The sequence below is a fragment of the Brachybacterium alimentarium genome, assembly GCF_002332425.1.
Classification (GTDB): domain Bacteria; phylum Actinomycetota; class Actinomycetes; order Actinomycetales; family Dermabacteraceae; genus Brachybacterium; species Brachybacterium alimentarium.
Map to the genome: position 1 here is coordinate 198861 of NZ_NRGS01000022.1, position 25271 is coordinate 224131.

The 25271-nt window shown below is 70.7% G+C and carries 24 protein-coding genes and 1 tRNA gene; 18 read left to right on the forward strand and 7 right to left on the reverse strand.

The window, feature by feature from the left end; genetic code table 11:
• Window positions 1–14 precede the first annotated feature (14 nt).
• The gene (lipB, locus tag CIK71_RS13305) at window positions 15–713 is read right to left on the reverse strand and encodes a lipoyl(octanoyl) transferase LipB (RefSeq protein WP_096166155.1); all 699 of its coding nucleotides are present in this window, start codon (window positions 711–713) and stop codon (window positions 15–17) included.
• A 258-nt stretch (window positions 714–971) separates the two neighbouring features.
• On the opposite strand from lipB, the gene CIK71_RS13310 reads away from it, so the two are divergent.
• Complete coding sequence (locus CIK71_RS13310; RefSeq protein ID WP_141393727.1) at window positions 972–2540, forward strand: hypothetical protein; 1569 nt, start codon at window positions 972–974, stop codon at window positions 2538–2540.
• 94 nt (window positions 2541–2634) lie between these two features.
• Here the strand turns inward: CIK71_RS13310 and sucB are convergent, their stop codons facing one another.
• The 3 genes from sucB to CIK71_RS13325 all read right to left on the reverse strand — a co-directional run bounded on the left by sucB (window position 2635) and on the right by CIK71_RS13325 (window position 7534).
• Complete coding sequence (gene sucB / locus CIK71_RS13315; RefSeq protein ID WP_096166157.1) at window positions 2635–4491, reverse strand: 2-oxoglutarate dehydrogenase, E2 component, dihydrolipoamide succinyltransferase; 1857 nt, start codon at window positions 4489–4491, stop codon at window positions 2635–2637.
• Between the two features lie 20 nt (window positions 4492–4511).
• Window positions 4512–5915 carry a dihydrolipoyl dehydrogenase gene (gene lpdA, locus CIK71_RS13320; RefSeq protein WP_096166158.1) on the reverse strand — a complete coding sequence of 468 codons (1404 nt, stop codon included), beginning with the start codon at window positions 5913–5915 and terminating at the stop codon, window positions 4512–4514.
• Between the two features lie 146 nt (window positions 5916–6061).
• Entirely contained in the window at window positions 6062–7534 is a 1473-nt protein-coding gene (locus CIK71_RS13325; protein WP_096166159.1) for a leucyl aminopeptidase, read from the reverse strand.
• A gap of 107 nt (window positions 7535–7641) precedes the next feature.
• Between CIK71_RS13325 and CIK71_RS13330 the strand changes: the two genes are divergently transcribed.
• The 13 genes from CIK71_RS13330 (at window position 7642) to CIK71_RS13390 (ending at window position 19461) form a co-directional block, all read left to right on the forward strand.
• On the forward strand, window positions 7642–8004 hold the full coding sequence (locus CIK71_RS13330) for a hypothetical protein (protein WP_096166160.1): 363 nt from the start codon (window positions 7642–7644) through the stop codon (window positions 8002–8004).
• Window positions 8001–8513: a hypothetical protein gene (locus CIK71_RS13335; RefSeq protein WP_338022881.1), complete on the forward strand. Its 513-nt coding sequence runs from the start codon at window positions 8001–8003 to the stop codon at window positions 8511–8513. Before CIK71_RS13330 ends, CIK71_RS13335 begins: the two co-directional genes overlap by 4 nt.
• Window positions 8514–8530: 17 nt before the next feature.
• Window positions 8531–9637, forward strand: a complete 1107-nt coding sequence (locus CIK71_RS13340) for a quinone-dependent dihydroorotate dehydrogenase (RefSeq protein WP_096166230.1) — start codon at window positions 8531–8533, stop codon at window positions 9635–9637.
• 63 nt (window positions 9638–9700) lie between these two features.
• Window positions 9701–11074: a replication-associated recombination protein A gene (locus tag CIK71_RS13345; protein ID WP_096166162.1), complete on the forward strand. Its 1374-nt coding sequence runs from the start codon at window positions 9701–9703 to the stop codon at window positions 11072–11074.
• A 156-nt stretch (window positions 11075–11230) separates the two neighbouring features.
• Window positions 11231–11857: a 30S ribosomal protein S4 gene (rpsD, locus tag CIK71_RS13350; RefSeq protein WP_096166163.1), complete on the forward strand. Its 627-nt coding sequence runs from the start codon at window positions 11231–11233 to the stop codon at window positions 11855–11857.
• Window positions 11858–11990: 133 nt separating this feature from the next.
• Window positions 11991–14699 (forward strand): alanine--tRNA ligase, encoded by a 2709-nt coding sequence (gene alaS / locus CIK71_RS13355; RefSeq protein ID WP_096166164.1) that lies wholly within the window; start codon window positions 11991–11993, stop codon window positions 14697–14699.
• Window positions 14700–14704: 5 nt separating this feature from the next.
• Complete coding sequence (ruvX, locus tag CIK71_RS13360; protein WP_096166231.1) at window positions 14705–15256, forward strand: Holliday junction resolvase RuvX; 552 nt, start codon at window positions 14705–14707, stop codon at window positions 15254–15256.
• Window positions 15253–16419: an endolytic transglycosylase MltG gene (gene mltG, locus CIK71_RS13365; RefSeq protein ID WP_096166165.1), complete on the forward strand. Its 1167-nt coding sequence runs from the start codon at window positions 15253–15255 to the stop codon at window positions 16417–16419. The genes ruvX and mltG overlap by 4 nt, the downstream gene beginning before the upstream one ends.
• The gene (locus CIK71_RS13370; RefSeq protein WP_241963856.1) at window positions 16389–17294 is read left to right on the forward strand and encodes a shikimate dehydrogenase; all 906 of its coding nucleotides are present in this window, start codon (window positions 16389–16391) and stop codon (window positions 17292–17294) included. The genes mltG and CIK71_RS13370 overlap by 31 nt, the downstream gene beginning before the upstream one ends.
• A gap of 103 nt (window positions 17295–17397) precedes the next feature.
• Window positions 17398–17805 (forward strand): hypothetical protein, encoded by a 408-nt coding sequence (locus CIK71_RS13375; protein WP_096166166.1) that lies wholly within the window; start codon window positions 17398–17400, stop codon window positions 17803–17805.
• Window positions 17806–17897: 92 nt separating this feature from the next.
• Window positions 17898–17983: transfer RNA gene (locus tag CIK71_RS13380), tRNA-Leu, on the forward strand.
• A 153-nt stretch (window positions 17984–18136) separates the two neighbouring features.
• A complete protein-coding gene (locus CIK71_RS13385) occupies window positions 18137–18604 on the forward strand; it encodes a tRNA (cytidine(34)-2'-O)-methyltransferase (protein ID WP_096166167.1) in 468 nt (155 codons plus the stop codon).
• Window positions 18601–19461, forward strand: a complete 861-nt coding sequence (locus CIK71_RS13390; protein ID WP_096166168.1) for a TrmH family RNA methyltransferase — start codon at window positions 18601–18603, stop codon at window positions 19459–19461. The genes CIK71_RS13385 and CIK71_RS13390 overlap by 4 nt, the downstream gene beginning before the upstream one ends.
• Before the next feature lie 21 nt (window positions 19462–19482).
• Here CIK71_RS13390 and CIK71_RS13395 read toward each other — a convergent pair whose 3' ends face one another.
• A complete protein-coding gene (locus CIK71_RS13395) occupies window positions 19483–19992 on the reverse strand; it encodes a hypothetical protein (protein WP_158541866.1) in 510 nt (169 codons plus the stop codon).
• Window positions 19993–20105: 113 nt separating this feature from the next.
• Complete coding sequence (locus tag CIK71_RS13400; RefSeq protein ID WP_096166169.1) at window positions 20106–20402, reverse strand: DUF5703 family protein; 297 nt, start codon at window positions 20400–20402, stop codon at window positions 20106–20108.
• A gap of 89 nt (window positions 20403–20491) precedes the next feature.
• Here CIK71_RS13400 and CIK71_RS13405 point away from each other — a divergent pair, with 89 nt between their 5' ends.
• The 3 genes from CIK71_RS13405 to mshC all read left to right on the forward strand — a co-directional run bounded on the left by CIK71_RS13405 (window position 20492) and on the right by mshC (window position 23163).
• On the forward strand, window positions 20492–20821 hold the full coding sequence (locus tag CIK71_RS13405) for a DNA primase (RefSeq protein ID WP_096166170.1): 330 nt from the start codon (window positions 20492–20494) through the stop codon (window positions 20819–20821).
• 139 nt (window positions 20822–20960) lie between these two features.
• Window positions 20961–21833: an undecaprenyl-diphosphate phosphatase gene (locus tag CIK71_RS13410; protein WP_096166171.1), complete on the forward strand. Its 873-nt coding sequence runs from the start codon at window positions 20961–20963 to the stop codon at window positions 21831–21833.
• Window positions 21834–21885: 52 nt separating this feature from the next.
• Complete coding sequence (gene mshC, locus CIK71_RS13415; protein ID WP_096166172.1) at window positions 21886–23163, forward strand: cysteine--1-D-myo-inosityl 2-amino-2-deoxy-alpha-D-glucopyranoside ligase; 1278 nt, start codon at window positions 21886–21888, stop codon at window positions 23161–23163.
• Between the two features lie 67 nt (window positions 23164–23230).
• On the opposite strand, the gene CIK71_RS13420 is transcribed toward mshC, so the two are convergent.
• Window positions 23231–24040, reverse strand: coding sequence for a PAC2 family protein (locus CIK71_RS13420; protein WP_096166173.1), 810 nt, complete (start codon window positions 24038–24040; stop codon window positions 23231–23233).
• 104 nt (window positions 24041–24144) lie between these two features.
• On the opposite strand from CIK71_RS13420, the gene CIK71_RS13425 reads away from it, so the two are divergent.
• Window positions 24145–25263 (forward strand): site-2 protease family protein, encoded by a 1119-nt coding sequence (locus CIK71_RS13425; protein ID WP_096166174.1) that lies wholly within the window; start codon window positions 24145–24147, stop codon window positions 25261–25263.
• Window positions 25264–25271: the final 8 nt, after the last annotated feature.

Below are 25271 nucleotides of genomic sequence, written 5' to 3' on the forward strand. Positions count from 1 at the left end.
GCGCCCGGCGCGCCTCAAACCGCGGGGGCTGAGGTGCGGTGCGCCACGAGGTCGGAAAGGGCCTCGGCGGCGTGGTCGACGACGTCGGCCACAGCGATACGGCGACCGGCCTCCTGGCTGAGGCTCGTCACCCCGGCATCGTCGATCCCGCAGGGGATGACGTTGTGCGCCCAGGAGAGGTCGTTCGCGCAGTTCAGCGCGAAGCCGTGCATCGTGACGCGCTTCGAGACGCGCAGCCCGATCGCACACACCTTGCGAGCGGGGGCGTTCTCGGGCGCCACCCAGACCCCGCTGCGGCCTTCGAGCGGGACGGTTCGAACCCCCACCTCGGTGCAGACGTCGATCAGGGTCCGTTCGAGGTCCCGGACGAATCCGACGACGTCGATCGGTATCGGGAGGCGGACGATCGGATAGCCCACGAGCTGCTGCGGACCGTGCCAGGTGATCTTCCCGCCGCGGTCGATGTCGATCACCTCGGCCCCGTCACGGGGGCGTTCGTGATCCTCGGTGAGCTTTCCGGCCGTGTACACCGGTGCATGCTCCAGCAGCAGGAGGGTATCCGGTCTGTCTCCGGCCACGACCTCCCCGTGGATCCGCCGCTGCAACGCCCATGCCGCGCGATAGTCCACAGGGCCCGCAGGCAGGGAGAACTCCTCATGGCGGTCGCCGCCGGGGAGGGGTTCACTGAAACCGAGTCGGATCACATCGAGCACTGCGCCAGGCTACTCCCGCTGCGACCAGTGCGTTGTGGACGACCACGAGGGGCCTCGGCGCCGGTGGGGTTGACTCTGCCCATGGACGACTTCGACGACGCACGATTCACGCGGGGACCTGCACCGCTCGGCGGTCGCGCGCGGCGTCGCGCTCTTCTCCGAGAACCCCAGGGCAGGCCCGGTCCGGCGAACGATGGGTGCAGGCAGGACGGCTCCGAGTCGCAGGATCCGGGCGAGCGGCTGCGGTGCACGGAGGACGTGCTCGAAGAGCTGGTCGACGGCGGGGACGGCCGCTCCGCGGTGGCCGTGCACGGCCTCACCCCCGCCGGGCGACTCCAGACCCGCGCGGAGATGCAGTTGCTCGCGGCCCTCGAGGAGGTGGCCGGCCTCCGGACCGTCCCCACGATCCTCACCGTCGAGGACGACGGCTACGTCCGCGAGAGCGCTCCTGCTCTCCATCGCCGTGGTGGGCGGCGCTCGGCCGAGGCGGGGCCCCCGGCCACGGCGGAGCGCGAAGCGGTCGCTCACGTGCGCGACGAGCTCGATGCCCTGATCGACGAGGTGCACGAGCGGGGGTGGGTTCTCGGTGCAGCGCCGGGGGAGGGCCTCGGTCGCCGCGCCGACGGGAGCGTGGTGCTGCGGGACCTGCGGGGGCTGCGGCCGAGCGAGCAGCTCGCGGATCGGCACGCGGACCGCGCCTGGGTGGACTCGGTGCTCGACGATCAGGAGCGCACCCTGCGTCGTCGCGTCCACGCCTGCGAGCAGCCCCTCCCCGACACCGACGTCACGCGGGCGCGCACCGGGCCGCGGTCCGGGCCGGACGCTGCGGACCTCGCCGCGGTATCCGTTGATCCCGCGCTGTCCAGCGGGAGGTTCGGGCCGGGCGAACCGGCACGGCACGACGACCGGGATCGGTTCGGCAGAGAATCCGGCGACGGTGGCTGGGGCGGTGATGGGGACTCGGGGCGGTACGAGGAATGGGCGCCGCGCAGGGGAGAGGACGGGGACGGACCGTGGGAGGAGCCGACGACGGGGCGGTCCGGATCGCGCACGGCCATGGCGCGGCTGCGGCCTCTCGGCCCCCTTCCTCCTCATCATCCTGAGCGACGAATTCGGCCGGGGCGTCTCCTGGGCGCCGGTGTGCGGCGGCGACCCGGGGCGGGCGGTCCGCCCGAGGGATCGCGAGCGGCACGTGCTGGTCGGGGGCTGCGACGCAGAGCGGTGCTGAGCGCCGGCGCGGTCGTCCTGGCCGGAGTGGTGATCGGCACCGGATCCTGGCTGGCGCTCGCGCCCGACGGGACCGATGCGGTCACCGACCGGCCGGCTCCGCACGCGCCGCAGCCGCCGTCGGCTTCCGCTCCCGCGCCCCCGCCTGTCATCGAGGACCCCTGGGCACTGGCCGCAGAGCTCGCCGGTTCGCGACACGCTTATGTCACGGGTCTGTCGAGCCGGTCGGTCGCTGTGCCCGGGAGCGCAGCCTCTCGGGAGGACGACGACGTGCGGCGGGCCTACGAGAGCCTCACCATCGACGGCGGAGGTCCGGTGATCCACGAGGCGACGCTGCTCGAGGGCCCCGTGGAGGACGGCACCGCGGAGCTGCTCGTCATCACGTCCACCGAGACGTACTCGGTCCGGGAGGCCGCCAGCGGGAAGGAGGGCGCCGCGGAGACCGTGCCGGCCTCGGCCGAGGTCGAGATCCGTCTGTCGCTGCAGTGGGACGGCACTCGCTGGCTGGTGGCCAGCAGCGTGCCCGTGGGGGAGGCCGCCGGAGGAGCGTCGAGCTCGCTGCACCAGGCCGTCCTCGGGGACGAGGGAGCGGCCCGCTGAGAGGACGGGGTCGCCGTCGACGCGAGAAGGGCCTGCCGCCGGACTTCCGGCAGCAGGCCCTTCGTCGACTGCCTGCGTGCGCAGGCTCAGGGAGTCACAGTCCCAGCTCGGCCTCGAAGGCGCCGTCCTCGAGACGCTTCTTCATGAAGGTGAGGAAACGCGCGGCGTCGCCGCCGTCGACCAGACGGTGGTCGTAGGACAGGAACAGGTACATCATCGAACGGATCGCGATGACGTCGTCGCCCTCGGCGCTCTGCACGACGGCGGGGCGCTTCACGATGGTGCCGCAGCCGAGGATGCCGACCTGCGGGCTCGGCACGATCGGGGTGTCCCAGAGGGCACCGCCCGATCCGGTGTTCGTGATCGTGAAGGTCGCGCCCTGGAGGTCGTCCGGGGTGAGCTTGTTGCCCTTGGCGCGAGCGCCGAGGTCACCGATCTGCCGGGCCAGGCCCGCCAGGTTCAGGTCGCCGGCATTCTTGATCACGGGCACGACCAGGCCGCGCTCGGTGTCCGCCGCCATGCCGATGTTCTCGGAGGCCGCGTACTTGATCAGGTCGTCGTCGATGGACGCATTGACCTTGGGGTAGGTCTTCAGCGCCTCGACGGCGGCCTGCATGATGAACGGCAGGAAGGTGAGCTTCGCGTCCTCGCGCTGGGCGAAGGCGTCCTTGGCCCGGCCGCGCAGCTTCGCGACCCGGGTCATGTCGACCTCGACCGCGGTGGTGAGCTGCGCCTGGCCGTGCAGGGACTCCATCATCCGCTTGGCGGTCACCTTGCGGATGCGGCTCATCTTCTCCTCGGTGCCGCGCAGCGGGGAGACCTCGACCTTGGCCGGGGCCGCAGCCGGAGCGGAGGGCGCCGGGGCGTCCTGGGCCGGGGCCGGGGCCGACGCAGCGGACTTCTGCGCGTCGATCGCCTGCTGCACGTCCTGCTTGCGGATGCGACCGCCCAGGCCGGAACCGGAGACACCGGACAGGTCGATGCCGGCCTCTGCCGCCATCTTCCGCACCAGCGGGGTCACGTAGCCGGACGCCTCGGCGCCGGTCACGGAATCCGCAGCCTTCGGAGCGGCCGCCGGGGCAGAGGGCTCCTGAGACGTCTGCTCGGGAGCGCTGGGGGCCTCGGCCTTGGACGCCTCGGCCTTCGGCGTCTCCTGGGGAGCTTCCTTCTTCGGCTCGTCCTTCTTCGGCTCCTCCTTCGCGGGGGCCTCCTCGGCCTTCGGGGCCGGAGCCGAGGGCTTCTCGGACTTCGCCGACGCAGCGGAGGAGTCGCCGATGACGGCGAGGACGGAGCCGACCTCGGCATCTTCGTCCTCATCGACCTTGATCTCGAGCACGGTGCCCGCGACGGGGGAGGGGATCTCGGTGTCGACCTTGTCGGTCGAGACCTCGAGCAGCGGCTCGTCGACCTCGACGGTGTCGCCGACGGCCTTCAGCCAGCGGGTGACGGTGCCCTCGGTGACGGACTCGCCGAGAGCCGGCATGGTCACGTCCTCGCCGGAGGCGCTCCCGCCCTCGGAGCCCTCGTCGGAGGACTCGTCGGACTCAGGCGACTCCGCGGAGTCGGCCGGGGCGTCGGTGGACGGAGCGGTGGTCTCGTCGGAGGCGAGATCCTCGCCCTCGGACTCTCCCGCGGAGTCCGACTCAGCAGGAGCCTCTTCCTCGGAGGAGTCCTCGGCACCGGAGTCGTCGGACCCGGCATCGTCGGAGCCGGAGCCATCGCCGATGACGACGAGATCGGCGCCGACCTCGGCGTCCTCGTCCTCCTCGACCAGGATCTTCTCGATGGTGCCCGCGACGGGCGAGGGGATCTCGGTGTCGACCTTGTCGGTCGAGACCTCGAGCAGCGGCTCGTCGACCTCGACGGTGTCGCCGACGGCCTTCAGCCAGCGGGTGACGGTGCCCTCGGTGACGGACTCGCCGAGAGCCGGCATCTTCACGGATTCAGACATGGGTGTTCTCCTCTGGGGACTCAGGCGTGTGCGTGCAGCGGCTTACCGGCGAGGGCGAGAGCGGCCTCGCCCATGGCCTCGTGCTGCGAGGGGTGACCGTGGATCAGCGAGGCGACGTCCTCGGGGTAGGCCTCCCAGTTGACCATCAGCAGCGCCTCGCCCATGAGCTCGGAGGTGCGTGCACCGATCATGTGGACACCGACGATGGGGCCGTCCTTCTCGCGCACCAGCTTGATGAAGCCGGTGGTGCCGAGGATCTGGGACTTGCCGTTGCCGCCGAGGTTGTACTCGTAGGACTGGATGCCCTCGTCGCCGAACTGTTCCTTGGCCTGCTTCTCGGAGAGGCCGACCGAGCCGATCTCGGGCTCGCAGTAGGTGATGCGCTCGATGCCGGACTCGACGATCGGCGCGGGGTTCAGGCCGCCGATGCGCTCGGCGGCGAAGATGCCCTGGGCGAAGCCGCGGTGGGCGAGCTGCAGACCGGGGACGATGTCGCCGACGGCGTAGATGCCGGGGACGTTCGTCTCGAGCGTCTCCTTGTTCGCGAGCACGAAGCCGCGATCCATCTCGATGCCCTGCTCCTCGTAGCCGAGCCCCGAGGTGTTCGGCCCGCGGCCGACGGCCACCAGCAGGTAGTCGCCCTCGTGGACCGTGCCGTCGGCGAGGGTGACGGTGACGCCGGTGTCGGTCTGCTCGGCCTTCTCGGTGAACACCCCGAGCGACGAGGTGATGCCGCGCTTCTTGAACGCCCGCTCGAGCGACTTGGAGATCGACTCGTCCTCGTTCGCGACCAGACGGGGGAGGCCCTCGACGATGGTCACGGAGTCCGCACCGAGGGACTTCCACACCGAGGCGAACTCGACGCCGATGACGCCGCCGCCCAGGATGATCGGGTTCTTCGGGATCTCCGGCAGCTGCAGCGCGGTCTCGGAATCCAGGAAACGCCCACCCAGGTCGATGCCCGGGAGGGTCTTCGAGTACGAGCCGGAGGCCAGGATGATGTTCTTGGCGTTGAGCTCGCGCGTGCCGCCCTCGGTCTCCACAGAGACCGTCTTCGGCCCGGTGAGCCGGCCGAAGCCCTCGACGTACTCGACCTTGGAGGACTTCACGAGCCCCTGCAGGCCCTTGTACAGGCGCGAGACGATCTTGTCCTTGAAGCCGATGACCTTCTCGGCGTCGATGGAGTTCAGGGTGAGGTCCAGGCCCACGGACTTCGCCTCCGACGGGGCGTCTGCGAGCTCGCCGACGTGCAGCATCGCCTTGGTCGGGACGCAGCCGCGATGGAGACACGTGCCTCCGAGCTTGTCCTTCTCCACGAGCGCGATCTTCTGGCCGAGCTGGGCACCTCGCAGCGCGGCCGCGTAGCCGCCGCTGCCACCGCCCAGGATCACGACGTCGAACTGGTCAGTGGTTGTATCCGCCACCTGTGTGCTCCTCGGTGTAAACGTTTCTCCGCGGCACGCGCTGACCGGGATGGCCGACGGCGCCGCCTGCGTGACCCATGCTAGGCCACCAGGCGGCGCTGACAGGCCCGCTCGACCAGATGTTCAGCCCGGTTGCGCGGCGTGGATCACTTGCCGGAGCGCGCGGCGCGCTCCTCGAGCACCTGCAGCACGGTGCGGACGCTCATGCCCGTCGCCCCCTTGCTCATGTATCCCAGCGGCGCCGAGGCGAATCCGGGGCCGGCGATATCGAGGTGCGCCCACTCCGCATCGCCCACGAACTCCTGGAGGAAGATGCCGGCGGAGAGCGCGCCGCCGGGGCGGTCTCCGATGTTGCGCAGGTCCGCGACGCGACCGTTGAGGTCCGCGCGCAGCTCCGCGGGGAAGGGCAGGGGCCAGAAGGGCTCGCCCGAGACGTCGGCCGCCTCCAGGACGAGATCCCGCGCCTGCTCGGTGCCCATCACGGCGGCGGTGCGCTTGCCCAGCGCGACCATCGCGGCACCGGTGAGGGTCGCCACGTCCATCACCAGATCGGGACCCTCGGACACGGCATCGACCAGAGCGTCGGCCATGACCATGCGGCCCTCGGCGTCGGTGTTCAGGACCTCGACGGTCTTGCCGTTGCGCATGGTGACCACGTCGCCGGGGCGCTGGGCGCCGCCGCCGGGCATGTTCTCGGCGAGCGCGAGGAACGTGATGACCTTGACGTCCAGGCCGAGCCTGGCCGCGCCGACGGTCGCGGCCAGCACGGTGGCCGCGCCGGTCATGTCGGACGTCATGTCATCCATGCCGGGCGCGGGCTTCAGCGAGATGCCGCCGGTGTCGAAGGTGATCCCCTTGCCGACCAGGGCGACCGAGCTCGAGGCGTTCTCGGGCGAGTACTCGACTCGCACCAGACGCGGCGGACGTGTGGATCCCTGGCCGACGCCGACGATCCCGCCGTAGCCGCCCTCGGCCAGCTGCTCCTCGTCGAGCACCGTGACCGCGAGGGGGAGGTCGGCGGCGGCCTCCTGCGCGCGGCGTGCGAACTCCTCGGGGTAGAGGAGGTTCGGCGGGGTGTTGACCAGGTCGCGGGTGAGGTCGACGATCTCGGACAGCACCGTGGCGCGCTCGGCGGCGCTCGTGGCGGACTCCTCCCCGCTCAGTGCGGTGAGGGAGGCGAGCGCCCCCTTCGCGGAGGGCGTTCCGGCGGCGGTCTTGTGGCCGGTGAACGCATAGGCGCCCAGAGCGGCGCCCTCCAGGGCGGCGGCGAGCTGGTCGGGGGAGCCCTCGGGCAGGGCGACGGCGGCGGACTCGATGCCGGCCAGCGCGCGGGTGGCCGCGCCGAACGCGAGACGGAGGTTCTCGGCGGAGATCTTCGCGAGATCCTCCTCACCGAGACCGACCAGCAGCAGAGAGCCCGCACCGGTCAGGTCGAAGGACGGGATGCGGTGCACGTCGCCGCGCCCGGAAGAGGGGTCCAGACCCTTGATGACCTCGGAGAACTCCGGCGCTCCGGGGACGTAGGAGGGGGCGTCTCCCGCGCCGGCGAGCAGAGGAAGGATCAGGACGTCGGCCTCGACGTCACGCAGGGATACGTCAGCAACTGAAATGGTGGGCATGCCTCTATCGTAGAGGCGGCCCGGACCGGATGTCCGCGCTCCACGGTGCTCCGCCGCGCACGTCGACGGCGCATCCGGACCCTTGCACGAGCAGAACAGGTAGGGCGATGACGGCGCTGAGCATCCTGGTGACCGTGGTGTGCCTCGTGACGGCGGCACTGGGCTTCTACTACGCGGCCCGCGATCTCAGTGCCGATCTGGTGCTGCTGGGCGCTGCCGGTCTCGTCGCCCTGGTCTGGGCGGTGCTCGGCGCGGTGATCGGACTGCGCGACGCCGCCGGCGGGCACCCGGCGGACCGCGTCACGCTGTACGGGTACCTCCTCACCGGCTTCGCGATGGTCATCGGCGGGAGCTGGGTGGGCGTCTGGGAGCGCAGCCGGTGGGGCTCGATGGTGATCGCCGTGGTCGCCCTCGTCGCGGTGGTGCTGCTCATGCGCCTCCATCAGATCTGGCCGGGAGGCTTCGCATGACAGATCCCCGTACACACCGCAGCGATGCTGCGCCGAGCGTGCCGAGCGTGCCGGAGCCGACCGGCGCGTCGGATGCTCCCGTCTCGCCGGGCGCCACGGGCGCCTCCTCTCGGGGGTTCGAGGCCGTGCTGATCGTCGTCTACGGCCTCTTCTCCCTGGCGGCGACGGCCCGCAGCAGCGTCCAGATGCTCCGGGACTTCTCCTTCGCGCCGGTCGCCTACCTGCTCTCGCTCGTCGCGGCACTGACCTACATCGCCGTGACGATCGCCCTGGTGCGCGGCGGCCGCCGTTCCACGACCGCGCTCGTGCTGTGCCTGGTCGAGCTGGTGGGTGTGCTCGCCGTCGGCACGCTGTCGGTGCTCGATCCGGCGCTCTTCCCCGACGCGACGGTGTGGTCCGTCTACGGCCAGGGCTACGGATACGTCCCGCTGCTGCTGCCGGTCGTGGCGCTGTTCTTCCTCGTGCGCGGTCGGCGCAAGGGACCTGAGGCCTCCGTGAGCGCCCGGTGACCGCGTACGGTATCCCCGTGACCACGAACGACACCTCAGAACGCGGCCTCTACACGGCCGTGTTCTCTCATGCCCTCAGCCGTCTGGACGCCGAGCAGGCGCACCGGATGACCATGCGGAGCCTGCATCTGGCGTACTCCCTGCCCGGCGGCCCCTGGCTGCTGCGCGCGCTCTTCGGCACCCCGGACCCGATGCGTGACCCGCGTCCGGCGAAGCGCGTGCTCGGGGCGGATCATCGCAGTCCTCTGGGTCTCGCGGCCGGGTTCGACAAAGACGGCGAGGTGCCGCTCGCGCTGCTCGACCTGGGCTTCGGCCACGTCGAAGTGGGCACCGTGACGGCGAAGGCGCAGCCGGGCAATCCGGCTCCGCGCTCCTTCCGGCTGATCCCCGACCGGGCGCTCATCAATCGCATGGGGTTCAACAACCACGGCGCCCACGCGCTCGCGAAGTCCCTCGCCGCCGCCCGCCGCACCGAGCGCGGTCAGCGGGCCGTGATCGGCGTGAACATCGGCAAGTCGAAGGTCACTGCGCTCGACGACGCCGCCGAGGACTATCGCTTCTCCGCGCGGATCCTCGCGCCCTATGCCAGCTACCTCGCCATCAACGTCTCCAGCCCCAACACCCCGGGGCTGCGCGATCTCCAGACGGTCGAGATGCTGCGCCCGGTCCTCGAGGCGGTGGTCGACGAGGCACGCAGGGCGGAGCGTCGCCTGCGCCGCGAGCTCCCGGTGCTGGTGAAGATCGCGCCGGACCTGCACGACGACGACGTGCGGGCCGTCGCGCACCTGGCGACGGAGGTGGGGCTCGCCGGCGTGATCGCGGCGAACACGACCATCTCCCGCCCGGAGTCGCTGCGCACCACCCGCTCCCGCATCGACTCGATCGGCAGCGGGGGTCTCTCCGGCCCGATGCTGGCCGAGCGCTCGCTGGAGATGCTGACCCTGCTGCGCCGCGAGCTCCCCGAGAGCTCCGTGATCATCAGCTGCGGGGGAGTGACCACCGCGCAGGACGTGCGCACCCGCCTCGAGGCCGGCGCGGACCTCGTCCAGGGCTATACGGCGATGATCTACGAAGGCCCGGCGTGGCCCGGTCGCCTGGCTCGTGAGGTGGGCCCCTTCTCGTGAGGTGGGCCCCTTCCGTCGGGTCGGCGGTCAGGGACCGTCGGCACGGCGGCCTAGGCTGACGGCATGGACGAGGATCTGTTCTCGCTCGGCGGGGACGCGCCGACGCCACGCACGCTGTCCGACCGCAACGTCGACCACCGTGCGCCCCTGGCCGTGCGGATGCGCCCGCGCTCCCTCGAGGAGATCGTCGGCCAGCAGTCCGCGCTCGAGGCGGGCAGTCCGCTGCGCCGGCTGGTCGCGGCCGACGACTCCCGCACCTCGCCCAGCTCGGTCATCCTGTGGGGCCCTCCCGGGACGGGGAAGACGACTCTCGCCTATGTGGTCGCCCAGTCCGGTGATCGTGAGTTCGTCGAGGTCTCTGCGGTGCTGGCCGGTGTCAAGGACATCCGAGCGGTGGTCGACCAGGCGCGCTCGCGACTGCGCACCATCGGCCGGGAGACCGTGCTCTTCATCGACGAGGTGCACCGCTTCTCGAAATCCCAGCAGGACGCACTGCTCCCGAGCGTCGAGAACCGATGGGTGACCCTGGTGGCCGCGACCACCGAGAACCCTTACTTCTCCGTGATCTCTCCGCTGCTCTCCCGCTCGATCGTGCTCACGCTGGAGCCGCTGGAGCGCTCGGACCTCAGCACGCTGGTCGACCGTGCCCTGAGCGACGAGCGAGGTCTCGGCGACTCCGTCACCCTCACCGATGACGCCCGGGAGGCGCTGCTGCGACTGGGGGGAGGTGACGCCCGCAAGATCCTCACCTCGCTCGAGGCCGCAGCGGCCGCGGCCCTCCTGAAGGACTCCCGGGAGATCGACGCTCAGACCCTCGCCCAGGCCGTGAACCGGGCCGCTCTGCGCTACGACAGGGGCGGGGACCAGCACTACGACGTCACCAGCGCATTCATCAAGTCCATGCGGGGCAGCGACGTCGACGCCTCACTGCACTATCTCGCCCAGATGATCGAGTCGGGTGAGGATCCCCGGTTCATCGCCCGACGGGTCGTCATCGCCGCAGGCGAGGAGGTGGGCATGGCGGATCCGAGCGCGCTGCAGGTGGCGGTCGCCGCCATGCAGGCCGTGCAGATGCTCGGGATGCCCGAGGGGCGCATCCCGCTCGCGCAGGCGGTCGTGCACATCGCCACCGCCCCGAAGTCCAACGCCTCCTACCGGGCGCTGGATGCGGCGATCGCGGATGTGCGCGAGGGCAGGGGCAGCGGAGTGCCGTCCCATCTGCGCGACGCGCACTACGCGGGGGCCGAGAAGCTGGGGCACGGCACCGAGTACCGCTACGCGCACGACGCTCCCCACGGCGTCGTGGCCCAGCAGTACCCGCCGGACGACCTCGTCGGCGTGGACTACTACCACCCCAAGGGGCACGGCAACGAGGCGCAGACCAGCAGGCGGGTCGACGCGCTGCGACGGATCCTGCGCTCCGGCGACGGCACCTGACCCAGGCGGCGGTCGCCGTTGTGTGCGACTCCACAGGAACTCGAGGCACTCCTGACGGCCAAGTCGTTGAGCCTGGTCCTCGCCTGCGGTAATCTTGGGCGTTGAATCCGCGGCTGCAAGACTGGATTCACCACACCCGAACAAGAGGTATACCTCGTGACCAACGTCACCCGTGCGCGCCGCCAGGCGCGCCTGTCCCGAGCCCTCGGGCTCCCGCTGACCCCCAAGTCGGTCAAGTACTTCGAGAAGCGTCCGTACCCCCCGGGCGAGCACGGCCGTGCTCGCCGTCGGACCGAGTCCGACTACGCCGTGCGCCTGAAGGAGAAGCAGCGTCTCCGCGCCCAGTACGGCATTCGCGAGAAGCAGATGCACGGCGCCTACCTGGATGCCAAGAAGGAGCCGGGCCTGACCGGTGAGAGCATGGTCGAGCTGCTGGAGATGCGCCTCGACGCCCTCGTGCTGCGCTCCGGCTTCGCCCGCACCACCCTGCAGGCCCGTCAGGCCGTCGTGCACCGCCACGTGATGGTCGACGGCAAGATCGTGGATCGTCCCTCCTTCCGCGTGAAGCCGGGCCAGACCATCCAGATCAAGCCCAAGAGCCAGGCCATGGAGTCGTTCCAGATCGCTGCCGAAGGCGGCAACTCGGACGTCCTGGCCTCCGTCCCCTCGTACCTCTCGGTCGAGCTGGGCGAGCTCAAGGCGAAGCTCGTCGCCCGTCCGAAGCGCGTCGAGGTCCCCGTGACCTGCGACGTCCAGATGGTCGTCGAGTACTACGCGCGCTGACTCTTCTCACTGCGGCACGCAAGGCCCCGGCGGGTGTACTCCGGTACCCTGACCGGGGCCTTCGTGTCCGTATCTCCCTCTCGGCGCCGTCCGGCGCCCGCTTCCGGTGTCCCAGGAAGGACCTCCCCAGACCATGCGCACATCCGAGATCCATCGTCGCTGGCTCGATTTCTTCGAGAAGAAGCAGCACGAGGTCGTTCCCAGCGCCTCGCTCGTGTCGAACGATCCCTCGATCCTCTTCACGATCGCCGGCATGGTCCCGTTCATCCCGTACATCGTGGGCACCGAGAAGGCCCCGTACGACCGCGCCGTGAGCGTCCAGAAGTGCATCCGCACCAATGACATCGAGAACGTCGGGCGCACCACGCGCCACGGCACGTTCTTCCAGATGGCGGGGAACTTCTCCTTCGGGGACTACTTCAAGCAGGGCGCGATCGACTTCTCCTGGGAGCTGCTCACCAGCTCGCAGGACGACGGCGGCTTCGGTCTGGACCCGGCACGGCTGTGGATCACGCTGTGGGAGCAGGACGAGGAGTCCTATCAGCACCTGACCGAGGTCATCGGGCTGGATCCCGCACGGATCGTGCAGCTGCCCTGGGAGGAGAGCTGCTGGGACACCGGTCAGCCCGGCCCCGCGGGCTCGACGGGGGAGTGGCACTACGACCGCGGCCCCGAGTACGGCCCGGACGCCATGGGCGGACGACAGGACGAGTGGCCGGGCAGCGCGGAGGCCGAGGACCGCTACATCGAGATCTGGAACCTGGTGTTCGACCAGTTCCTGCGCGGTGAGGGCAAGGGCAAGGACTATCCGCTGCTCGGGGAGCTCGAGCAGAAGTCCATCGATACCGGCATGGGCGTGGAGCGCCTCGCGTACATCCTGCAGGACAAGCAGAACATGTACGAGATCGACCAGGTCTTCGGGGTCATCGAGAAGGCGCAGGAGCTCTCGGGTCGCGTCTACGGCGCCGACGGCGAGGACGACGTGCGCCTGCGGATCGTCGGTGACCACGTGCGCAGCGCGCTTATGCTCGTCGCCGACGGTGTCCGTCCGGGCAATGAAGGGCGCGGCTACGTGCTGCGCCGGCTGATCCGTCGGGCGGTGCGCTCGATGCGACTGCTCGGCTACGCGGAGCCGTCCATGCCCGCGCTGCTCCCCGTCTCGAAGGAGGCGATGGTGGAGTCCTACCCCGGCCTCGAGGCGGACTTCACCCGCATCAGCGACATCGTCTATGCGGAGGAGGAGGCCTTCCGTCGCACCCTCGTCACCGGCACCGCGATCTTCGACCAGGTCGCCGGGGCGGTCAAGCAGGAGGGCGGTCGCAGTGTCGCCGGCCCCGATGCCTTCCGTCTGCACGACACCTACGGCTTCCCCATCGATCTCACCCTCGAGATGGCGCAGGAGGTGGGCCTGACTGTCGACGAGGAGGGGTTCCGCGCGGCGATGTCCGAGCAGCGCGAACGCGCGCGGGCCGATGCGGCCTCCAAGAAGGGCGGCCACACCGACACCGCGGTGTACAACCGGCTGCTGGGGGAGCGCGGCGAGGCGGTGCCCTTCGTGGGCTACACCGAGTCCACTCTCGCCACGACCGTCGAATCCGTGCTGGTCGACGGCGCCCTGGTGGATTCCGTGCAGGCGCCGGCCGATGTCGAGCTGGTGCTCGCCGCGACCCCGTTCTACGCGGAGATGGGCGGCCAGCTCGCCGACCAGGGCCGCATCACGCTGGCCAGCGGCGGCATCGTCGAGGTCGAGGACGTCCAGGCGCCGGTCAAGGGACTGACGGTGCACCGCGGTCGGCTGGTCGAGGGCGATGTCCACCCCGGGGCGAGCGCGGTCGCGTCGATCGACACCGAGCGGCGCGGCGCGATCGCTCGTGCACACACCGCCACCCACATGGTCCACCAGTCACTGCGCGAGGAGCTCGGCGACGGCGCGACTCAGGCCGGCTCGGAGAACTCTCCCGGCCGCATGCGCTTCGACTTCCGGTACGGGCAGGGAGTGCCGCGCAGCGCCCTGGCGCAGATCGAGGGCCGCGTGAACACGCTGCTCCAGGACGAGCTGGCCGTGACCGATCAGCAGATGCCGATCGACGAGGCGCGTGCGCTCGGTGCGCAGGCCCTGTTCGGCGAGAAGTACGGAGACATCGTCCGCGTGGTCTCCATCGGCGGGGACTGGTCGCGCGAGCTGTGCGGCGGCACCCACGTCGCGAGCACCGGCGCGATCGGTACGGTCCAGCTCATGGGCGAGGCCTCCATCGGCAGCGGCGTGCGTCGCGTCGACGCCCTCGTGGGCCTGTCGGCCTACCGGTTCCAGGCTCAGGAGCATGCTCTCGTCTCCCAGCTCTCGGAGATGCTGAAGGTCGGCTCCGCCGAGGACCTCCCCGAGCGCATCACCTCGATGACCCAGCGCATGAAGGACATGGAGAAGCAGCTCGCCGCCCTGCGCGGTCAGCAGCTGCAGGCAGAGGCCGGCAGGCTCGCCGAGCAGTCGGTCGAGATCGCCGGCGTGCGCACCGTGCTGCACGACGCCGGCGAGGGCATCGCCGCCGGGGATCTGCGCACTCTCGCGCTCGACCTGCGGGCACGCCTCGGGGACGACGCCCCGACGGTCGTCGCGGTCACCGGGCATGCGGACGGCCGGGCCGCGCTCCTCGTCGCGACCAACGGGCCCGCTCGCGATGCCGGCCTCGCTGCCGGGGACCTGCTTCGCAGGGGCGCCGAGGCGATGGGCGGCCGCGGTGGCGGCAAGGCCGACATGGCGCAGGGAGGCGGCGGCGAGCCCGCCCGCATCCCCGAGGCCCTGGCCTCCGTCCGCGCTGCGGTCGAGGCGACCGCGGCCGTATGACGGGCATGGACAGCGACGACGGCACGGCGAGGACCGGCGGCGTGCCGGAGCTCCCTCGGGGCGTCCGTCTGGGCGTCGATGTCGGCGACGTGCGAGTGGGCATCGCCCGCAGCGATCTGGACGGGCTCATCGCGACGCCGGTGGAGACCGCCGACCGAGGTGTCGCGACGCGCCGAGTCGCCGATGAGGCGCTCGAAGCGGAGGCCCGTGTGATCATGGTCGGGCTGCCGCGATCGTTGAACGGCAGCGAGGGCCGCGCGGCGGAGAAGGCCCGCTCGTTCGCCGCCGATCTCGGCGTCCTGCTCGCCGAGAGCGGCCAGGACATCGAGATCCGCCTGCTCGACGAGCGGCTGACCACGGTGAGCGCGCACCAGGCCCTGCACAGCTCGGGCCGCAAGGGGCGCAAGCACCGGCAGGTCGTGGACCAGGTCGCCGCCGTCCTGATCCTCCAGCAGGCGCTGGACATCGAGCGGGCCACCTCGGCACGCGCCGGGGAGCTCGTTCCCGGGCCGACGACCGGCCCCGCCCCGACCACCGACCAGGAGGATGCCGGATGAGCGACGAGGAGAACGTCTCCTTCGACGATCTCGCAGAGCATCAGCACGCGGCGCCTCCGGGACGCCGAGGACGACGACGGTCCGCGCCGCGTCGTGGCGGCTTCTTCCGCGCGGTGCTGCCCATCCTGCTGGTCCTGGCCGTGCTGGGCGGTCTGGGTTTCGGAGGCGTGCAGGGGTATCGCTGGCTGACCTCGAACGTGAGCGTGGAGCAGGAGGCCGCGGACTACCCCGGCCCCGGGAGCGGCGAGGTGATCGTCGAGGTCGCTCAGGGTGATACCGGAACCGACATCGCCGAGACGCTGGTCGAGGCCGATGTCATCAAGTCCCCCGGCCCCTTCGTGAACATCTTCTCCAACACGCGCGAGGCCGCCGCGATCGAGCCCGGCGTGTACCGGCTCCAGCAGCAGATGACCTCGGCCGGTGCGCTCGACGCGCTGCTGGACCCGTCGAACCTCGCCGGGCACCGGGTGATCATCCCCGAGGGGCTCAACCTCACTCAGATCTGGCCGCTGCTGTCGGAGGCGACCGACATCCCTGTCGAGGACTTCGAAGAGGCCGCGGTCGACTACACGGAGTACGGCATCCCGAAGAACTCGGCGGACAGCCTGGAGGGCTACCTCTGGCCGGGACGCTACGACATCCCCGAGGACGCCACCGCCGAGGACGTCATCCAGATGATGTGGGACAGCATGGAGAAGCAGCTCGTCGCCCGGGACATCCCCGAGGACAAGTGGCACGAGAAGCTCACCGTGGCCTCGCTCGCCCAGCTCGAGGTCCGTGAGAGCGACGACTACGGCATGGTGGTCCGCACCATCTACAACCGGCTCGAGGGCGTCGGCGAGGCCGAGGGGACGCCGATGCCCCTGCAGTTCGACTCGACGATCCACTTCCTCACCGGCAAGGCCGCGAGCGTCGGCACCACCTCGGCGGAGCGGAAGACGAAGAGCCCCTACAACACCTATCTGAACACCGGACTGCCGCCGGGGCCGATCGGCGCCCCCGGTGCCGAGACCCTCGACGCCGCGGCGGATCCGCCCGAGGGCGACTGGCTCTACTTCGTCACCGTCAACACCGACACCGGCGAGACCAAGTTCGCGGCGACCTGGGCCGAGCACGAGGAGAACGTCAAGGAATGGCAGGACTGGGCGGCGACGAAGGACTGATCATGGACGATGCGACAGCAGGAGCGGGGCGCCGCTTCGCGGTGCTCGGCTCGCCCGTCGAGCACTCGCTCTCCCCGGTGCTGCACCGCACCGCCTACCGGGAGCTCGGCCTCGCCGGACCGGACGGTCCCGCCTACGAGCGCCACGACGTCCCGGCAGGCTGCCTCGCCGAGTTCCTCACGGAGGGCGGCGGGCGGAGCCTGACGGGAGCGAGCGTCACCATGCCCGGCAAGCCCGAGGCCTTCGCCCTGGCCACCGAGGTCGACGACACATCGCGCATGCTCGGGATCTCCAACACCCTCGTGCGTCGGCCCGACGGGTCCTGGCGCGCCGAGAACCACGACGTGCACGGGATCGTCGCCGCGCTGCGGGACCACGGGGCCACCGCTGCGACCACGGGCGGAGTGCTGGGCTCAGGGGCCACGGCGCTCAGCGCGGTCGCCGCGCTCCTCGACCTCGGAGTCACCGATATCCGGCTGAGCGCCCGCAGCCCGCACAAGCTGGAGCCGCTCCAGGCCCTCGCCGCACGCTCCGGGGCGACGGTGCTGCAGGTGCCGTGGGAGGCCAGCCACGAGCTGCTCGAGGCGCAGATCGTGATCAGTGCCTTGGCCGTCGCCGGCGCCCGGGCGGTCGCCGGGACCTGGGGCGGGCGATCCGAGCTCGCGGTCCCGGAGCAGTTCCTCGATGTGCTCTACGATCCCTGGCCGGCGCCGCTGATGGAAGTGGTCATGGAGCGCGGCGGCGAGGTGGTCGACGGGCTCGAGATGCTCACGCATCAGGCGGACATGCAGATCCGCTCCATGCTGGGAGTTCCTGCCGCCCCCGTCGCCGAGATGCTCGCGGCGGCACGCGGCGAGCTCGCGACGCGCGCCTGAGACGGAAGCGACCACCACTGCCACTTCCGGTAAAGAGGTAGTAAAGTGACGGGAGCTCGACGGTGCGCCGTCGACACCCGGGACCAGCGCGAGGAAGTGACCCATGGACCTGCACCGAGAGGCCGAGATGGCGTACGGCAACGAGCCCGAGCGGCTCGCCGAGGAGCCGCTGGTCGTGTCTCCACCCCGCGACATCGGGCCGCTCATCTCCACGCCGCTGCTGCGGCAGTGCACCGCGCTGGCCACTCGCGCCCGCGTCGACCTGCTCTCCGGGAGCCGTCACGAGGCCGCGGAGCAGCTCGAAGGTGTCCTCGAGACCCTGGCCCTCTGGGATGCTGGATCGCTGCGCGATCCGGACCCGACGATGGTCGTCCTGGCGGCGGCGGCCCTGCAGGACCTCGCCGCGCGACTCGTCCCCTCGAGCACGAACGCCCTCTCGGAGCGCATCGAGGCCGCGCTGCGCCTCCTGCATACGCTGATGGACCCGGCGCACATCGACGCGATGGCGTGATTGTCTTCACGTCGATGCTGGCAGAGGCCGTTTCGGTGCGACATCGGCGCAGGGTGCGTGCTATATTTCTCGAGTCGCAGAGGCGGCCACTCGTCCGGGTGGCGGAATTGGTAGACGCGCTAGCTTGAGGTGCTAGTGCCCGTATAAGGGCGTAGGGGTTCAAGTCCCCTCTCGGACACGGAACAACCCCTTCTGATCGGTGAGAGCCGATCAGGAGGGGTTTCTTCATTCCTCAGGCTGCGCGTCCGATTCCCCAGGCAGCGTGCCCAGGACGGCCCCGCCATCCATCGCTGGCGCGTGATGCATCGCCGGCCCGTGGAAGAATCGCTCCATGGTCCATGTCTTCCTCCACGAGCCCGTGATCGCGGGCAACACCGGCAACGCGATCCGACTGTCCGCCGTGACCGGCGCGCGGCTCCACCTCATCGAACCCCTCGGCTTCGACTTCGAGGACGCGAAGCTGCGCCGGGCCGGGCTCGACTACCACGACCTCGCCGACGTGAGTGTCCACACCGATCTCGACGCCGCCCTCGCCTCCGTGCCCGGTGCCCGGGTCTACGCCTTCACCTCCCAGACCGATGTGGGTTTCGAGAGCGTCGAGTACACACCGGAGGACATCCTCCTGTTCGGCACCGAGCCGACCGGGCTTCCCGCCGAGGCGATGGACCATCCCCGAGTGACCTCACGCGTGCGGATCCCGATGCTCCCGGCGCGCCGTTCCCTCAACCTCGCCAATGCGGTCTCGATCGCCGTGTACGAGGCGTGGCGGCAGCTGGACTATCGCGGAGCAGGGGCATGACGCCCCCGACGCCCGGTGCCCGGCAGGGGCTCCCGGCCCGTCTGGAGCGACGCAATGCGCTCTTCCAGCAGTGGCAGTCCCTGCTCACCAATCGCACCAAGCGCACCCGCAACGGCGAGATGATCATCCAAGGCGTGCGCCCCATCTCCCAGGCCATCGCCCACGGGGTCACGATCCGTGCGCTGCTCTCCGATGGTCGGGAGCGTCCCTCCCACTGGGCGCAGGCGTTGCTCCAGGATCCGCCCGGTCCGGTCGTGGAGCTCACCCCAGAGCTCATGACGGAGCTGGGGGAGCGCGCCGACGGCGCACCCGAGCTGCTGGCGGTGGCTGCACTGCCGTCGGACGACATGACGCGCCTGGTGCCCTCACCGGCGGGCCTCGTGGTGGTGTTCGACCGCCCCTCCGGCCCGGGCAACATCGGCTCGCTGGTGCGCACCGCCGATGCGCTGGGCGCCGACGGGGTCGTGGTCACCGGTCACAGTGCTGACGTCTGGGACCCGGCCGCGATCCGGGCCAGCACCGGCTCGGTCTTCGCCGTGCCGGTGCTGCGCCGGCCCTCGCATCACGAGGTGCTCGCCTGGATCCAGGAGCAGCGCCAGGCCGGCACCCCCTGGAGCGTGGTCGGGCTGGACGAGGCCGGCGGTCTCGAGATCTCCGGGGTCGACCTCACCGGCCCCGTGCTGCTCGTGGTCGGCAACGAGACCGTCGGGATGAGCGCCGGCTGGCGGGAGGCGTGCGACGTGGTCGCCGAGATCCCCATGGGCGGAAGCGCCTCCTCGCTCAACGCCTCGGTCGCCGGATCGATCGCGCTCTACGAGGCGCGACGCCAGCGCGGCGGGGCAGCAGGAGCGGCCTGATCCCGCCGGGCCGGCCCGAACTCAGCTCGTCCCCAGGGCTGCACGCACCAACGGTGCGCCGAGCAGCCCGAGGAACGGGCCCGCCAGCAGGAGGGGGCCGACGGCGAAGCGCACTCCGCTGCGGCGGGTCCAGAGGATCGCGGCGGCTCCGGCGGCACCGCTCAGAAGGGCGATCCCCAGCAGCGAGGCGATGAGCACCTCGCCGCCGAGCGCCGCACTCATGAGCACCACCACGGGGAGGGTCTTCGCATCGCCCATCCCGAGCAGGGGCGGGGCGAGGAGGGCCAGGAGCACGGCGCCCACCCCGAGCACGAGGGCGAGCACCAGCGCGACTCTCAGCGTCTGGCGCTGCGCAGGGAGCACCGCGCCTTCGAGAGTCAGCGCGACGAGCACGCCGAGGGTCAGGACGCCCACCCATCGATTGGGCAGGCGATGCTCCCGGCCGTCCACCCAGGCGAGCACCAGCGCGGGCGGCAGGTACACGACCAGCAGCACGGCGAGCGTGGTGAGCGGGATGGTGGCGGCAGGCACTCCGTCATTGGACCAGAGATCTCCTGCCGCCGCGTCCGGACGGCGTCGAGTGTGGATGACGCGTCGCAGACGCACCGCAGCGGCGGTGCGACCGGCCCTCCCGCGGGCGGTGCTCAGTACATCAGGAAGTCGTCGAGCGTGGATTCGACGCGGATGATGCGCCGACGCAGCCAGACCTTCTTGCCGCCACCGAGGTAGACGCGGGTCCGGGCGTGCTCCCAGCGGCCGTACTCGGCTTGCTCCGTGAGCGTGCGACGCACCTGCCCGACGGAGCTCTCGCGCGGGACCGTGATGATCTGGAACTCGTAGTCGGCGGGACGGCGTCCCCGCTCGACCGGGAGGTCACGCAGCCCGCGCGGGTCACGGATGTGTTCGATGCGGGCCGCCAAGGGCTTGTGAAGTGGGGGCACTGCCGTCCTCCTGGGGTCGTGGGTGCTGAGTCATGGGTGTTCGTCGGTCCCTCTGTCCATTCTGCCTCCGGACGGGGTACCGTCCACTCATGAACTCGGATCCTCGCTCTGCTCTCGCTGCGCTGATCGCTGCCCTCGAACGTCACTACGAGGCGGCCGCCGCCTCCCGGGATGACGACGATCCCGCCCTGGACGCTGCTACCGACCAGCTCACCACGGCCTTCGACAACTACGACGATGCGCTGTTCGACGCCTACGACATCGCCACTCCTCTCATCGTGTTCGACACCGATGAGGACGACGACGAGGACGATGACGACGACTTCGATGATCTGGACGACCTCGACGATCTCGATGACGACGCGATCGACGACGACGACGAGAGCGACGAGGACGACAGCGGCACCGACGTGCGCTGAGCCCCTCACCGACACTGCACGTCATCTTCACCACTGCTCCCTCCGCGGCGCCGGGCACACTGCCCGGCGCCGCGTACTCTGTCCGGGGTCGATGAACGCGTCGGCCTGTTGAAGCGGTCGTCGTCCCCGAGGAGTGTCCATGTCGTTCATCGAGGCGATCGTCCTGGGGCTGGTCCAGGGCCTCACCGAATTCCTCCCCATCTCCTCGAGCGCCCACGTGCGTGTGGCCGGCGAGCTGATGGCACCCGGCCAGGACCCGGGGGCGGCCTTCACCGCGATCATCCAGCTGGGCACCGAGGCCGCGGTCCTGATCTACTTCTGGAAGGACATCACCCGGATCATCGGGAAGTGGTTCAAGGCGCTGGCCGGGAAGGTCCCGCACTCCGATCCGGACGTGCGCATGGGCTGGCTCGTGATCATCGGCTCCATCCCGATCGGTGTGCTGGGCCTGCTGTTCGAGAGTCAGATCGACCACAGCCTGCGGAACCTCTACATCACCGCGACCATGCTGATCCTCTTCGGCATCCTGCTCGGCTTCGCGGACCGCATCGCCCCGCAGCGCAAGGAGCTCACGAACCTCACGGTGCGCGACGGCATCCTCTTCGGCCTCGCCCAGGCCCTGGCGCTGATCCCCGGCGTCTCCCGTTCCGGCGGCACCATCACGGCCGGACTGCTCATGGGCTACACCCGCCAGGCCGCCGCCCGCTACGCCTTCCTGCTCGCGATCCCCGCCGTCTTCGCCTCGGGGCTGTACAAGGCCGCGAAGGAGGTGCCCGTCCTGCTGACCACGGACGGCCACGCCGCGGCGGCCGCGGCCGGTGAGCCGTCGCTGCTGGCGATGGCCCTGTCGACCGCGGTGGCCTTCGCGGTCGGCTATGCGGTGATCGTCTGGTTCATGAAGATCATCGAGAACCGCTCGTACCTGATGTTCGTCGCCTACCGCGTCGTCGCTGGAGTCATCCTGCTGGCGCTGCTGTGGTCCGGCGTGATCGATCCCCTGGCCGGCGCCTGAGACGAGTGCCACGCGTGCTCCTCGTCCTCGTCCCGGACCGTATGATCGAACGGTGCATTCCTGGACCTCCCCCTCGCTCTCGCCCCTTCCCGCTTCCGGCCTGCCGCTGAGGCTGCATGACACCCGGACCGGTCGGGTCGCGCCGCAGATCCCGCTGACTCCCGGCCTTGCCCGGGTGTACGTCTGCGGGCTCACCCCGTACGACGCGACGCACCTGGGCCACGCCGCGACCTATCACGCCGCCGATCTCATGCGTCGAGCCCTGCGGGACACCGGCCACGAGGTCGAGGTGGCCCAGAACATCACCGACGTCGACGACCCGCTGCTCGAACGCGCGACCCGTGACGGGGTGGACTGGCGCGACCTCGCCGCCTCCCAGACGGCACTGTTCGCCGAGGACATGGAAGCGCTGCGGATCATCGCCCCGGAGACCTATCGCTCGGTGAGCGAGTCGATGGACGGCATCATCGAGACCGTGAGCGCGCTGCAGGCCCGCGGCCGCGCCTACCAGGTCCCCACCCCGGACGCCGAGGGAGAGGACTGGTACCTCGATCTCGCGGCCGACGGCGCACTGGGCGGCGTCTCCGGCTGGAGCGAGCAGCAGATGCTCGCGGTGTTCGCCGAGCGCGGTGGAGATCCGGAGCGCCCGGGCAAGCGGGGGATCTTCGATCCGCTGGTGTGGCGCGCCGAGCGGGAGGGGGAGCCCGCGTGGGACTCCGAGGTGCTCGGTCGGGGTCGCCCCGGCTGGCACGTCGAGTGCGTCTGCATCGCCGAGGAGGGGCTCGGGCTGCCCTTCGACATCCAGGCCGGCGGCAGCGACCTGATCTTCCCCCACCATGACCTGAGCGCCGCCCATGCGGTGGCCCTGGGTCGCGGCTTCGCGAGCACCTACACCCACAGCGGCATGGTCGCCCACGACGGCGAGAAGATGAGCAAGTCGCTGGGGAACCTCGTCTTCGTGCATCGGCTCGTGCGTGACGGCATGGACCCGATGACGGTGCGACTGGTGCTCATGGCCCACCACTACCGGGCAGATTGGGCCTGGTCCGAGGACGAGGTCGCGCTCGCCCAGTCGCGCCTGGAAACGTACCGCGCGGCCGCTGCGGCCGGTGGTCACCATCCGCGCACGGTCGAGGCGCTGCGCGCCGCGCTGCGCGAGGACCTGGACACTCCCACAGCGCTCACCGAGCTCGACGCCTGGGCGCAGGCCCTGCGGGCGGTGGACGGGTCCCTCCCGGTCGACACGTCGGCTCCGTCCGGGCCGACGGACGCCCCTGGAGACGTCGCGGCAGCCGCCGACGCCCTGTTCGGGCTGGATCTGCGCGGCTGATCCCGAGCGGGCCGGCTCACTGCGCGGACTGGCTCACTGCGCGGACTGGCTCACTCCGCGGGCCGGCTCACTCCGACTCTCGGCGCCGACGCAGGAACTGCTCGAACTCCTTGGCGATCGCCTCGCCGCTCGCCTCCGGGAGCTCGGCGGCATCCTGTGCGCGCTCCAAGCGGCGCACGTAGTCCGCGACGTCCTCGTCGGTCCGTGCCAGCTCATCGACCCCGCGTTCCCACGCCTCGGCGTCCTCGACCAGCTCGGCGATCGGGATCGGCGCGCTGATCAGTCCCTGCACCTCACGGATCAGCCCGAGCACGGCCTTGGGGGAGGCGTTCTGGGAGACGTAGTGGGGAACCTGCACCCACACGTTCGTGGTCGGCAGGCCCGCGCTCGCAGTGCGGCGGGCAAGGATCGTCGGCACCCCGATCGGACCCGAATACAGCTCGGAGCCGTCGGGCCGCCCGTCCCGACCCTGCTCGGTCGCCGAGGAGACCGGCAGCGGCCGCGTGTGCGGAGAATCCGCCAGGAGCGCTCCCAGCGAGATCACGGAGGTCACGCCGAGCGCCTGCATCTGCTCGAGCACCTCGTCGCAGAAGCTCTTCCAGTGCAGCGACGGCTCGGGTCCGAACACCGTCACCAGCTCGGGGCCGCGAGGAGGCTGCATGATGCGCAGCTCGGTATCGGGCCAGTCGACCACCCGTTCCCCGTCCTCGGTGGTGCGGATCTCGGGGCGATTGACCTGGAAGTCGATGTACTCCTCCGCATCGACTGCCCCGACCAGCCGGGACGGCCACACCTCGAGCAGATGCTCGATCACCCCGCTGGCGGCTTCTCCGGCGTCGTTCCATCCGCTGAAAGCCGTGATGGCGATTCGACTCATCTCTCCATCATAGGGTCCGCCCGAGGCTCCGAGCCGGGGTGCAGGAGCAGCCGATATCCTCGGCCTGCGCCGGGACCCTCAGCCCGGCATCGGAGGAGACCACCATGAAGAGCCCCACGCTGCGCCTCGGCTCGCTGCCGCCGATCCGCGTCAGCCCGGGAACGCTCGTCACCGTGCTGGTGCTCGCCCTGATCCTGTACCCGTCCTTCTCCGGTCCCGGCGACGTGCTCTCCGTGCCTGCCGCGCTGCTCGCGCTGGGCATCGCACTGTTCATGATCGTCTCCGTCCTGGTGCACGAAGGAGCGCACGCGCTCAGCGCTCGCGCCTTCGGGGCGACGGTCGACCACATCGCGCTGACCCTGTGGGGAGGACACACCCAGTACCGCGGCAAGGAGATGTCCGCGCGTGCATCGGTCGCGATCTCGCTGGCCGGACCGGTGAGCAATCTCGCCCTGGCACTGGTCGCTCTCGGCGCGGAGTCCGTGTCGGGCCCCGGCACGGCGGCCGCCGTCTTCTGGTCGTTCTGCGCACGCCTCAACATCGCCCTGGCCGTGTTCAACCTGCTCCCGGGCCTGCCCATGGACGGCGGCCGAGCAGTGGAGGCGCTGCTCGGGGGAGTGCTGCGCAACCCGCTGCTGGGCACCCGCGTGACCGCCTGGACGGGACGCGCCCTCGCCCTCGCCGTGGTGGCGATCCCGCTGTGGTGGATCGTGCGCGCCGAGGGCGCCGGCATGTTCCTGCTGCTCACCCTGGTCTGGGCGATGCTCATCGCCGGGATGCTGTGGCAGGGCGCCTCCAGCGCGCTGCACGCGGCCACCCTGCAGCGGCGCGTCGACACACTCGACGCCCTCGACCTCGTCCGCCCCCTCCGCCTGGTGACCCCACAGCAGACGCTCTCGAGCCTGGGCAGCGAGGCGGAGCTCACGAACGTCCTGGTCCTGGAGCAGCGGGCCATCCGCCCCGGCGTCGTCGGCCGGGCCTACCGGATCCTCCCGGAGGCCGTCGCCGCGGTGCCGTCGGCCCATCGCGAGCGGACGCCGGCCAGCGCGGTGGCGGGTCCGGTCGGCGAGGTCGGTCTCCTGGACGCCTCCCTGCGCGGCAGCGAGCTGGTCTCGGCGATGCTCGCCCTGCCCGTCCCCGTCTACCTCGCGATGGGGGAACCGGGTCAGATCCGGGGCATCATCCTGAGCGACGATGTCAACGACCTCCTGCGCGGTCGGTGACCAACATG

Coding starts and splice junctions, on each gene's coding strand:
- alaS (WP_096166164.1), top strand. CDS start 11,991: ATGCGCACATCCGAGATCCATCGTCGCTGGCTCGATTTCTTCGAGAAG.
- CIK71_RS13420 (WP_096166173.1), bottom strand. CDS start 24,040: ATGAGTCGAATCGCCATCACGGCTTTCAGCGGATGGAACGACGCCGGA.
- CIK71_RS13425 (WP_096166174.1), top strand. CDS start 24,145: ATGAAGAGCCCCACGCTGCGCCTCGGCTCGCTGCCGCCGATCCGCGTC.
- CIK71_RS13330 (WP_096166160.1), top strand. CDS start 7,642: ATGACGGCGCTGAGCATCCTGGTGACCGTGGTGTGCCTCGTGACGGCG.
- sucB (WP_096166157.1), bottom strand. CDS start 4,491: ATGTCTGAATCCGTGAAGATGCCGGCTCTCGGCGAGTCCGTCACCGAG.
- CIK71_RS13385 (WP_096166167.1), top strand. CDS start 18,137: ATGGTCCATGTCTTCCTCCACGAGCCCGTGATCGCGGGCAACACCGGC.
- CIK71_RS13325 (WP_096166159.1), bottom strand. CDS start 7,534: ATGCCCACCATTTCAGTTGCTGACGTATCCCTGCGTGACGTCGAGGCC.
- CIK71_RS13410 (WP_096166171.1), top strand. CDS start 20,961: ATGTCGTTCATCGAGGCGATCGTCCTGGGGCTGGTCCAGGGCCTCACC.
- ruvX (WP_096166231.1), top strand. CDS start 14,705: ATGGACAGCGACGACGGCACGGCGAGGACCGGCGGCGTGCCGGAGCTC.
- CIK71_RS13390 (WP_096166168.1), top strand. CDS start 18,601: ATGACGCCCCCGACGCCCGGTGCCCGGCAGGGGCTCCCGGCCCGTCTG.
- CIK71_RS13375 (WP_096166166.1), top strand. CDS start 17,398: ATGGACCTGCACCGAGAGGCCGAGATGGCGTACGGCAACGAGCCCGAG.
- CIK71_RS13335 (WP_338022881.1), top strand. CDS start 8,001: ATGACAGATCCCCGTACACACCGCAGCGATGCTGCGCCGAGCGTGCCG.
- CIK71_RS13405 (WP_096166170.1), top strand. CDS start 20,492: ATGAACTCGGATCCTCGCTCTGCTCTCGCTGCGCTGATCGCTGCCCTC.
- mltG (WP_096166165.1), top strand. CDS start 15,253: ATGAGCGACGAGGAGAACGTCTCCTTCGACGATCTCGCAGAGCATCAG.
- CIK71_RS13345 (WP_096166162.1), top strand. CDS start 9,701: ATGGACGAGGATCTGTTCTCGCTCGGCGGGGACGCGCCGACGCCACGC.
- CIK71_RS13370 (WP_241963856.1), top strand. CDS start 16,389: ATGGCAGGACTGGGCGGCGACGAAGGACTGATCATGGACGATGCGACA.